The organism is Actinomadura litoris, from assembly GCF_009733595.1.
GTDB lineage: Bacteria > Actinomycetota > Actinomycetes > Streptosporangiales > Streptosporangiaceae > Spirillospora > Spirillospora litoris.
Genome location: NZ_WOFH01000001.1, coordinates 784,985 through 795,598 on the forward strand (window position 1 = coordinate 784,985; position 10,614 = coordinate 795,598).

Annotated in this window: 7 protein-coding genes, 1 tRNA gene and 1 pseudogene; 4 read left to right on the plus strand and 5 right to left on the minus strand. The window is 68.2% G+C overall.

Annotation, left to right across the window (positions count from 1 at the left end; translation table 11 throughout):
* Nucleotides 1–6: 6 nt before the first annotated feature.
* The gene (locus GNZ18_RS03515) at nucleotides 7–1,317 is read right to left on the minus strand and encodes a M20/M25/M40 family metallo-hydrolase (protein WP_308165856.1); all 1,311 of its coding nucleotides are present in this window, start codon (nucleotides 1,315–1,317) and stop codon (nucleotides 7–9) included.
* 129 nt (nucleotides 1,318–1,446) lie between these two features.
* Between GNZ18_RS03515 and GNZ18_RS03520 the strand changes: the two genes are divergently transcribed.
* Nucleotides 1,447–1,532 (plus strand) — tRNA-Leu (locus GNZ18_RS03520).
* A 197-nt stretch (nucleotides 1,533–1,729) separates the two neighbouring features.
* Here GNZ18_RS03520 and GNZ18_RS03525 read toward each other — a convergent pair.
* Nucleotides 1,730–4,021 (minus strand): NACHT domain-containing protein, encoded by a 2,292-nt coding sequence (locus GNZ18_RS03525; protein WP_173390625.1) that lies wholly within the window; start codon nucleotides 4,019–4,021, stop codon nucleotides 1,730–1,732.
* Between the two features lie 47 nt (nucleotides 4,022–4,068).
* On the opposite strand from GNZ18_RS03525, the pseudogene GNZ18_RS03530 reads away from it, so the two are divergent.
* Nucleotides 4,069–4,408: pseudogene (locus GNZ18_RS03530) on the plus strand (AAA family ATPase); the annotation flags it as partial.
* A gap of 162 nt (nucleotides 4,409–4,570) precedes the next feature.
* On the plus strand, nucleotides 4,571–4,933 hold the full coding sequence (locus tag GNZ18_RS03535; RefSeq protein WP_312874297.1) for a thioredoxin family protein: 363 nt from the start codon (nucleotides 4,571–4,573) through the stop codon (nucleotides 4,931–4,933).
* On the opposite strand, the gene GNZ18_RS03540 is transcribed toward GNZ18_RS03535, so the two are convergent.
* From GNZ18_RS03540 to GNZ18_RS03550, 3 genes are all read right to left on the minus strand, one after another.
* Nucleotides 4,888–5,952 (minus strand): hypothetical protein, encoded by a 1,065-nt coding sequence (locus GNZ18_RS03540; RefSeq protein WP_156214569.1) that lies wholly within the window; start codon nucleotides 5,950–5,952, stop codon nucleotides 4,888–4,890. The genes GNZ18_RS03535 and GNZ18_RS03540 overlap by 46 nt on opposite strands.
* 103 nt (nucleotides 5,953–6,055) lie before the next feature.
* Nucleotides 6,056–6,736 (minus strand): DUF1345 domain-containing protein, encoded by a 681-nt coding sequence (locus GNZ18_RS03545; protein ID WP_216651142.1) that lies wholly within the window; start codon nucleotides 6,734–6,736, stop codon nucleotides 6,056–6,058.
* Nucleotides 6,737–6,790: 54 nt separating this feature from the next.
* A complete protein-coding gene (locus GNZ18_RS03550) occupies nucleotides 6,791–8,431 on the minus strand; it encodes an FAD-dependent oxidoreductase (protein ID WP_312874278.1) in 1,641 nt (546 codons plus the stop codon).
* Between the two features lie 1,346 nt (nucleotides 8,432–9,777).
* Between GNZ18_RS03550 and GNZ18_RS03555 the strand changes: the two genes are divergently transcribed.
* A complete protein-coding gene (locus GNZ18_RS03555) occupies nucleotides 9,778–10,212 on the plus strand; it encodes a hypothetical protein (RefSeq protein ID WP_156214571.1) in 435 nt (144 codons plus the stop codon).
* Nucleotides 10,213–10,614: the final 402 nt, after the last annotated feature.

Here is a 10,614-nt window from a genome sequence, read left to right on the forward strand (position 1 = left end):
AGAAATTCAGGACCGATCGATAAACCGGTCGAGAACCCGCGCGCCGAACCGGAGTCCGTCCACCGGAACGCGCTCGTCGACCCCATGGAACATTCCGGAAAAGTCCAACTCTGGGGGAAGTCGGAGCGGCGCGAAACCGAAGCACCGCATGCCCAGCCGGGCGAAGGACTTCGCGTCCGTCCCGCCGCTCAGGCAGTACGGGACCGGCAGCGCCCCCGGGTCCTCCGAGGTCAGCGCCGCCTCCATCGCCGCCACGAGCGCCCCCTCGTAGTCGGTCTCGACGGCCCGGTCGTGATGGACGAAATCGCGCTGGACATCCGGACCGAGAAGTTCGTCCACAGTCGCGAAGAATTCCGCCTCATATCCGGGCAGGAACCGCCCGTCCACCTGGGCCGTGGCGCTCTGCGGAATGACGTTGGTCTTGTACCCCGCGTCCAGCCGCGTCGGATTCAGCGTCTGCCGCAGCGTCGCCCCGATCATCCGCGCCATCGGCCCGAGCTTCTCCAGGCACTCCTCCGGCCGCTCCGGGTCGAACTCCAGCCCGTACGCCATGCACGCCCGCTCCAGGAACGCCCGAACGGTCTTGGTCAGCTGCACCGGGAACTCATGCTCCCCCAGCCGCGCCACAGCCGCCGCGACGGCCGTCACGGCGTTGTCGGGATGCACCATCGACCCGTGCCCAGCCGTCCCCTTGGCGGTCAGGTTCATCCAGGCGAGGCCCTTCTCCGCCGTCTCGATGAGGTACATCCGTCGGTCCCCCGGCACGGTCACGCTGAACCCGCCGACCTCCCCCACGGCCTCCGTGCACCCCTCGAACAGCTCAGGATGCCGCTCCACCAACCACTGCGCGCCCCACTTCCCCCCGGCCTCCTCGTCCGCCAGGAAGGCCACCACCACGTCCCGCGGCGGCCGGCGCCCCTCCCTGAGCCGCTGCCGCACCACCGCGAGGATCATCGCGTCCATGTCCTTCATGTCGACGGCCCCGCGCCCCCAGACGCACCCGTCCGCGATCTCACCCCCGAACGGATCCCGCGTCCAGTCCTCCTTGCGCGCGGGAACCACGTCCAGGTGCCCGTGCAGCAGCAGCGCGTCTCGCCCCGGATCCTCCCCCTCGATCCGCGCCACCAGGCTGGCCCGCCCCGGATGCGACTCGAAGATCTGCGACTCCAGCCCCACCTCCGCGAGCCTCTCGGCGACGTACTCCGCCGCCACCCTCTCCCCGGGCCCCGAATGATCTCCCGGATTACTGGTGTCGATCCGGATCAGCTCCTGGCAGAGCCGGACGACCTCGTCCTCAGCGGTCGGCTGGTGGGCCACAGTCATCACCTTCGCGCCTAGCGTCCTCCCGGTACGCCCACCATGGTGCCCCGTCGATCCACTTCGCCGCGACTCGGGACCTTTGGTATGGTGAAGCCCGCCGCGGCCCCAGGCCACGGCCTGCGACCGGTCCGGGTGGCGGAATAGGCAGACGCGCTAGCTTGAGGTGCTAGTGCCCTTTACGGGGCATGGGGGTTCAAGTCCCCCCTCGGACACAAACCATTTGCACATGTGGAAGCCGGGACGACCCTGGCTTCCACGAGCTGTTTCTGCGGGTAGTACGTCATCCTGAGCCCGAGCTTGGCGTAGAGCTCCGCCTTGTCGTCCGGGTGAGCGCGCACGACCGCGCGGACGAGTTCCCCGGTCTGGTGCAACACCTCCGCCACCCCGTCGCTTGCGACCGCCTGTCCGCTCAGCCGGGTGGTCGGTAGGTGGCAGCAAGGTGGTCGTGTAGTTCGGCATGGCGGAACTGGTAAATGGGACCGACTGCGCGGAGCAGCCCGAGGCGGTGGCAGTCGTCCAAGAACGGCATCAGGCGGTACGGCAGGCAGCGGGACAGGGCCAACCGGTGGGTCGCGACCAGATAGGCGAGCCATGCCCGGTGGTCGCCCAATGCGAACCCTCCTGCGATCCCGCCCGCGATCCCGAACGCAAGCCCGGCCCCTGCCCCGAACGCAAGCCCGAACCTCGGTCCTTCCGCCAACCCGCCCAATAGCCCGCCTGCGAGCCCAGCGCCGAGCCCGGCCGCAAGCCCGTTGTTAATAGCGCGGAACAAGTTCAACGTTCGGTCGGCGCGCCAGTTTCCCATCGGGGTCTGGGCGCGACGTCCATGGGCGGGAGTCTCTGCCCACCAGGTGAGTCCGGCGCCGAGGCCGAAGGCCAGTCCGGACGTGAGTCCAACGCCGAGCCCGCCCGCAAGCCCGGTACCAAGCCCGACCTCGACCCCCAGCGCGAGCCCGGCGCCGAGCCCGATCCCAAGCCCGATTCCGAGTCCGATCCCGAGCGCGGCCGCGAGTTCGCGTAGAAGTTCGGTGGCGCGTTGACGGACGCGCAGGTCGGCATACCCTGGCCGGTCCTGCGCCCAACTTCCGGCGACGCATGAGAGCAGGAGCCCGGCCCCGAGCCCGCCCGCGAACCCGGCCCCGAGCCCGCCCGCGAACCCGGCCCCGAGCCCGACCGCGGGTCCGACGGCGAGTCCGACTGCGAGCCCGGCCGTAAGACCGAACGCGGTGGTGAGAAGGGCAATGGCGAGTCGGGTGGCAGGGGTGACGGCCTGGGTGGTGACGGCCAAACGCCACCAGGCCAGGTCGCGGGTGCCAGTTCCGGCCCCGGTGGGGGCGGGTTGGTGGGTGAGGTGGTGTGCCAGGTATTCCAGCCATTGGCGCACCTTGACCGGGTCGCGCCTACGACGAGGGCGAGGGGGTTCGGCAGGGTTGCTGCTGGGCGGGCGGGTAGCGATCAGAGCTGGAACGAGCTGGTCGAACAGGTGTGCCTGTAGGTCGGCCGCGGTTGGAAAGCAGGCAGGGTCGGTGAGTGGGCCGGGGTCTGCGCCGGGGGTGAGGTATACGGTGCGCAGCAGCCACAGCCCCAGCGGGGTCGCCGTGACATCGGCCAACGCCGTCGCCGGATGGCCTGGCGGGCGCTGGCCGGGTGGCGGAGAGCAGCGCAGGGTGGCCAAAGCGTGCTGCCAATGTGGGCCGGGCTCGGGTGGAAGACAGGTTGCCAGATAGTCCGCCGCGGTTCCGGCATCAAGGGGGCGAGGTTCCAGCACAGCCGCTGAGGTGATCACATCCCCGGCCCGGGTAACCGCATCAGTGAACTCGGCCGTGCGACTTGTGAGGATGAGCTGGTCGGCTCCCCCCAGCGATCGGTTCAGCGCGCCGATGACAACCGTGTGCGCGGACACGGGGAGCTCGTCAAGGCCGTCCAGGACCGGTAGTAAGTGCCCGCGCGCAGCCAGTGCCCTGACGACCTGTTCGCCGAATCCGGCACCGCGCAGCGCGGGGTACCCACCGAGAAGCTGGTCCGTCATCCAGTCATGCAGCCGAGGGAATCTTTCGGTGTCCCAACCGGCGATCGGGAGCAGGACCGGGACTGGTTCATCATGGTGCTGAGGACGGGTGGCAAGGAGGTGCAGCAGCAACTGCAGCGCCAGGGTGGTTTTGCCGGTCCCCGGGCCGCCCAAGATCACCAAGCGGCGCCGCCGGGTCCGGCGGAACCGGGTGATGATTGCGGCGATATCGGCGCTGGAGGCCGTCCACCACAACCCATGCCCGATCGCGCCGGCGACAGGGTCGATGAGGCCGGGATGATCCATGATGGCGGGCGTGTGCTCGCCGGGCGCGGGCGTGCGCCAGCGCACCGGGATGGGATCGGGGTCATCCAGTGAACGCAGTCGCGCTTCGTCCTTCCATTGCTCGGCCACCAGCTCGGCCAGCATGTCCTTGGCACGCGACAGCGTTTCGGGAGAGGGAACGGTCTGAGTGGCCAGTTCGCGGGAGTGGTGCCGGGCCCAGCGCAGAGCCAGGATCAGCGGCACGGCGGCGGCCAGTAGAAAGCCTCCGGTGAGCTGGGCGCGGTTCGCCGCGATCTGTAATCCGCCCTCGCCGGTCAGCGGGGCGAAGGTCACGACCCCGAGGACCAGCACCACGGCCACTGCCACAAGAACCGTTACCCACGGCCACCAGGCCCTGCCGTTGCGCATGCTCGCCATCCTGAGACCGCCGCAGCATTCTCGGCGAACGAAGTCCACAAACGGCCCGCACCCTGGCCGCGGCACTGTTCGACACCGAGGAGAACATGGTCCGCATCGACATGAGCGAGTACCAGGAGCGCCATACCGTCAGTCGGCTGGTCGGCGCCCCGCCCGGCTACGTCGGTTTCGAGGAGGGCGGCCAGCTCACCGAGGCCGTGCGCCGCAAGCCCTACTCGGTGGTGGCTGTTCGACGAGATCGAGAAGGCCCACGGCGACGTGTTCAACACCCTGCTCCAGGTCCTCGACGACGGGCGGCTGACCGATGCCCAGGGACGCACCGTCGATTTCCGCAACACCGTCATCATCATGACCTCCAACATCGGATCGCAGCACCTGCTGGAGGGGTCACCGACCAAGGCGAGATCAAGGAAGCGGCGCGCGACCAGGTGACCGTGGAACTGCGCCGCCATTTCAGGATACGCCTGGAGGTCGATCAGGACGCCCGGATGCGGTCGCTGCCACCCGCCCCTGGGCTGGATCGCCGAGGCCGACGACACCATCTTTACCGAGGTCGTCGAAGGTGCCCCACCGCCGGTGGTGGCCGACTTCTGGGCCCCATGGTGCGCCCCGTGCCTGCGCATCAGCCTCGCCCTCGAACGCATCGCCGCGGATCTGGCGAGCAGAATCGTCAACATCAACGTCGATGACGCTGCGGGACTGTCCGGAAAGTTCGATGTCCGGCACGTTCCCACCCTGATGGTCTTCCACCGCGGCGAACCGGTGGCCCGGCTGCCCGCCGGGGCACCGGCCGACCAGATCCGCGCCTGGGTGACGGAGAAGGTCACCGAGAACAAACGGCGCGGGGCACGCCCCGATCATGAGGTGCGGTGCTTCCTCTGCTGTTCCAGGCGGCTGCGTTGACGGACCCCGTACGCGGTGTCGCGCACGGCCGACTCGTCCTCCAACCCCGACCCGAGCGCACCACCGGCCATGCCCATGGACGTGGTGAGCCAGGCGATCGACAGGTAGAAGCCCCATTCGGCCCCGTGGTCGAGGCTGGACGCAAGCGCCTCGCCGGTCAGCACCACCGGCACCAGCACGATCGTCAGCGCGAAGACGGCCCCGTAAAGACACAGCACGCCGATCAGCAACGTGGCCAGGGTGACGGCGTTGTACAGCCTGGCACGCTGGCGACTGATGACGTCGTCCGGGCGTTCCCACAGTTCGTGGTCGATGATGAGCCACGCCAGCAGGGCCGCGACCGCCAGCACCGCCAGCACCGCCTGCCGGATCGGGCCGAGCGTGTCGGTGATCTTCCAGATGGTGACGTTGACGACCGCGAAGGCCGCGGTCGCCAGCACCCCGGCCAGCGCCTTCGACAAGCCGGTGAACAGCCGCCAGGGGCGGTTCGCCCGGATCATGCCGGACAGCAGCCGGAGCCGGCCCAGCAGCCCCGGTGTCACGAACCGCTGCTCAGACCGCTCTTCGGGATCGGCCCGGTGGACGGTGTACTCCCGCGCGAACCTCGGCGGCGTCCCGTCATGGACCAGTGCGACCAGATCCACCACACCGCGGCGGGCCCGGCTCGGCCGATGGGACCAGCCGAGAGCGGGCAGCGACAACAGGGCGACCTTCGCGGGCCTGCTCACCTCCGCCAGAATCGGCTGGGTCCTGTAACGACGCGGCAGATCGGTCACGAACACCGCGACGTCGTAGTCTCCACCCGGGAACTGGTCGGCCAGGACGTCCGCCAGGTGCTCCGCCTCCACCTGCTCGTCGGCCGACAAGGTGCCGGGACCGGCGTCGACCTCCCATTGCACCGGCGCCGCCGAACGCTTCCGCATCTCGTCGGGCAGTGTCTCGGCGATCTGACGGACGGTTTCCAACGGCAGCCCGGGATCAGCGCGAAGCACCACGCGCACCACGTTTTGGTCGGCCAACCCGCTGCTCCTCCCAATGCGACAGTCGGGGGCCCTACCCGGAAGAGGTACCTGAAACCCCGCCGTGGCCACCGTGCTCCGGCCTCCTCCGACCGGGCCCTCGTCACCCCTGGCCGATCCCGGTGACCAGACTGATGGCGACCGCCAATATCCCGGTGCCGAAGGCATACGCCAGCAGGGCGTGCCCCAAGACGGTTCGGCGGATCCGGGTGTCGGCGGGCTGGCTCTCGGAAACCGCGGACGCCATTCCGACGGTGAAGGCCATATAGGCGAAGTCGCTGTAGGAGGGAGGCGCGGTCTGCATGAAATCGATGCCTCCGTCGGCGTCCTCGTAGTAGAGGCGGGCGTACCGGAACGCGAACACGGTGTTCACGAGCGCCCAGGACAGCACGACGGCAAGGACGACGAGAATGACCGCCGTGACCGAGAGCGCGTCCTGACGCCCCGCGAAGCGAATCTGGGCGTGGGCCTCGATGGCCAGACTGGCCACCGAGGCCAGGAGCACCGCCGCGTCGGTCGAGCGGGCGTCGCCCTCCGCCTCGGCCAGCAGCTTGGTGTCGTCCGGCCCCTGCGGCCAACTGAGCCACCACACCCATGTCAGGAGCGTGCCGGTGGCCAGGACCCACCCGACCAGCAGGCTCACCTCGGCGGCCCCGAGCACGGCGGCCGCGGCACCGCCGACGACACCCGCTCCCAGCGACAGCCCCAGCCTGCGGACCGACAGGAAGCGCCTCGGAGGTCCGGTCCCGTTCTCCTCGACGGCCGGGTCGAGTGCGTCGCCCAACTCGCCTCCCCAATGGTCAAAGGCTCCGAGGTCTCGGGTGCCGGCTTGGTGACCTCAGCCGGTTCGGGCGAGGTGCCTGTGCGCCATCTGAACCGCCATGGCGCCTTCCCCGACGGCCGAGGCGACCCTCTTCACCGACCCGCTCCGGACATCACCGGCCGCGAACACCCCCCTCCAACTCGTCTCCAGCGGTGTGCCCGGCCCCGTCCGCACGAATCCGCGCTCGTCCAACTCCAGGTGCCTGGCGAGCCATCCGGTATGCGGCACCGCACCGATGAACACGAACAACGCCCGCGCGGGAACCGTCTCACGTTCTCCGGTGCGGTTGTCCTCGGTGACCACCGCGCGCAGCGTTCCGTCTCCGTGCGCTTCCCGGACAATGGTGTGCCGCCGTACTTCGATCGTCTCGGCGCGTTCTATCTGCTCCACCAGGTACAGCGACATTTTGGCGCTCAACTCGCCACCCCGAAGCAGCAACGTGACCCTCGACCCGTGTCGGGCGAGGAACAGCGCGGCCTGTCCGGCCGAATTGCCGCCCCCCACCACCACGACCGGTCCGGGACGGCATGCCTGCGCCTCGATCACGGTGGCGGCGTAGAAGACGCTCGTTCCCTCGAACCGTTGCAGGCACGGCACGTCCAGCCGCCGATAGCGCGCACCGGTGGCGATGATGAGGCAGCGGGCGCGCACCGGCTCCCCGTCCGCCAACCTCACCACCAACAGCCCATCTCGCCGCTCCAGACTCATCGCCTCCGCGGGAACTCTGACACGTGCTCCGAACCGATCGGCCTGAAGGGTCGCGCGGTCGGTCAGATCGGCGCCCGCGATCCCGGCGGGGAAGCCGAGATAGTTCTCGATCCGCGGCGATGTGCCCGCCTGCCCGCCCGTGGCCACCGCGTCCACCACCACGGTCGTCAACCCGTCCGAGGCGCCGTAGACCGCGGCCGCGAGACCGGCCGGCCCCGCACCCACCACCAGTAGATCGGTGTCCGGCGGCGAGGCCGGCGTGGTCAGCCCGATGACCTGGGCCAGTTCGGCGTTGCTGGGATTACGCAACACCCGTTCCGATCCCCACACCACCACCGGTGCGTCCTGCGGAGCGATCCCGAAATGGCGCAGCAGCGTTTCGGCGGACGGGTCGTCCTCCAGATCGATCCATCGGTGCGGCAACCGGTTGCGAGCCGCGAACTCCAGCAGCCGCCGGCTGTCAGCGGAGAATCGGGATCCCACGATGCGCAACCCGGTGCCGCTGCCGAGCAGCATGGACCGCCGGATCACATACGCGCGCAAGATGAGATCACCGAGAGGCGGGTCGCAGGCGATCAGCTCGCGCAGCCCGTCGACCGGCACCGCGAGCAACTCTCCCGCCTCATCGACCACGGCGTTCACGAACGAACGCTGCCCGGTCAGCAACCCCAGCTCGCCGAGAAAACGCCGCGGGCCATGGACCGTGACCATGCCCGGCCGCCCGCCGTCCCGATCGCCAGGTTGCTCACCGGCCCCGTCAGCGGGCCGGTCGACGACGGCGATCTTGCCGGTCAAGATCACCAAGAAGCCCGGCCAGGACTCTCCCGTCCGGCACAGCACATCGCCGACGCGGGTGCGCTGATGGACACCGCCGTACTCCGAAAGCCGGTCGATCTGTGCGTCGCTGAGCCTGGGGAACGCCCCGTTCACATCCGGTGTCTCCTCCACAGCGCCCTCCTCCGCAGGCATCCGACTCAGCCGACCGGACGACCCGGCGACCCCTTGTCCCCTGCCCGCCCTCGGGCAACTTGCCCCTCGGCACAGCCGAAGACCTTCAACCGGCACCGGCCCGTCCGAACGGCGACCCACCCCGCCCGGCAGCCGGGTGAAGATCTGATTCGGCCCGGCAGCCGGTGACGGCACCGGCGAGCGAGGCCCATCCCCGCCACCCTTCGGGGCCGCCCTAACCGTCTTGAGCGCGGACCTGAACGAGGGACCGGCCGTACGGTAGGGCGCGCCTCCTTCTGCCGTTCCACGCTCCGGTCACCGTGGCACGCCCACATCCCTCAATCGAGCAGGTCTTGACAACCCCGTGAACTGCGCAGCGCGGCGCCCGAGCGACCCTGTCCCGAACTGCTGGACGCACTCCCCGTCGGAGCGATCGACCTCGGGCGCGTTCCTGAAGCGGTGCCGCGGCGGCTGCTGGATGTGTTCCGACTACGCATGCGGTGCGACCGGACGGTCGATCTCGTGGAGTGTGAAGTCACCATCACGTCCGAAATCGCGGGCACCCAGCATGACGCGGCCTGCGGCGATCGGTACCGGCGCACGGTGAGACCTGTGACGTAGTGTTGCAATCTGTTCGCATCCAGGCACGACGGTCCTCGATAACTTCGGGCCCAGATGCGGGTTGCTTCGCATGCGGGCCCGGACTGTCTCGACGAGTGCGGTACGACCGGCTAGTGCCCCACCGTGATGCGGTGGACGTCGCTGATCGGGACGGCGGGCGCCATGTGCAAATGGTTGTGATCGCCCCTCGGACACAAACCATTTTCCCAAGCGGTGCGGATGTCGAAGTGGGCTTCGGCCCGCACTGTTTGTTGTTCGGGGTGGTAGGTGAGGTGGACGGCCGGTCCAGCGATCCAGAGCGGGCAGCAAAGCGTCCTCGCACAGGTAGACGTTGCACCGAGGCTGAGCACCCGTGGCCCACTGGCACAACAATGAGTAGCTTCACACGTCAATCGAAGGCATGCCACCCGCCGAATACGAAGACGTTTACGGTGTGATCAATCCACCAACCGCCGCGCAAACCACCTAACCCGGCCCTTACAAAACCTCCGGGTCAGCTCAGTTGCCCGGCGCCAGTGCATGGGTTGAACCAAGCTTGGCGTAGGCCATGTTTCTGTATCAGAACTACGGGGATGCTGCACACCGCACCCGAAGTCGCATCGCCGAAAAGTGACATCATGGCGCCGGAGGCGATGGCGGTGCCATTGTAGCCAGAGGTGCGGCGACGACGTGGAAAACGTCCTGCATCTCTACATCGCGGTCCCTGCGCAAACGAGGTGAGATAGATGGACTGGACTGCAATTTCTGAACTTTCAATGAAGTTCGAAACCGGAGAACAGGAGTATACATTCACGGGGCCGAGGCATAGCATCGGCCTGATAATCAGTCTCCAACCAGCCCGAGACGACGGAGAATCGGCCGTTGTTCCCGTCGATACTCTGATCAAGAACAGTACGCTCATCGACTACATCGATAGGTCCCCGCTCCCGGAGTCGTCACAGGACTACAAGTGGTCCTACACGAAGAAAAATTTGAGGTCCTATGGAACCGATGGCGGTACCCCCCAATTCAAGTTCCGGCTGTACCCGCCCATTGATGGGCGCACCCCGACCGCCAAGACGCTCGGCATCCGAGTCAGAACCGAATCAGGAAAGGACATCTTCAGCTCGCAGGATGGTGCATTCTTTAAGTGGGTGCGTGGGACAATCCGCTGGGATTGATGACGAGCACAACGGCGCGGCGCGACAGAAATCCATGAAGGTGCAGTGATCACGCCAGCGGCCTAGTTCGGGTGCCCGACGGTCCGTCGGGCACGGCCGTATCCGGCCCCCTTGCTCTCGTCGCCGCGGTGGGCGGGAACTCCGAGCGCGTTGTGCGCTGACGCCACGGGACGCTGAGGGTGGTCGGGCGGCCCTCGGTACTGGTGCGCATCGGTGAGAAGTGAGGCAGGCCGACTTGCTCCCCATGCCAATTACCGCAGGTTTCCACCGCTCTGCCATCGTCGGCGACCTGTCGGCGCGCAGTCGGCCATGTCTGTCAGGTCCTTCGAAGCCATTGCCCGCGAAGAATTCGACCTGCCCCGGCCCGGCGCGCTCGAATTTGAGCGGACTGCCTGTGACCGG

Bases quoted from the DNA above. Each gene is read 5' to 3' on its own strand.
- GNZ18_RS03525 (WP_173390625.1), bottom strand. From the start codon at position 4,021: ATGCGCAACGGCAGGGCCTGGTGGCCGTGGGTAACGGTTCTTGTGGCA.
- GNZ18_RS03555 (WP_156214571.1), top strand. From the start codon at position 9,778: ATGGACTGGACTGCAATTTCTGAACTTTCAATGAAGTTCGAAACCGGA.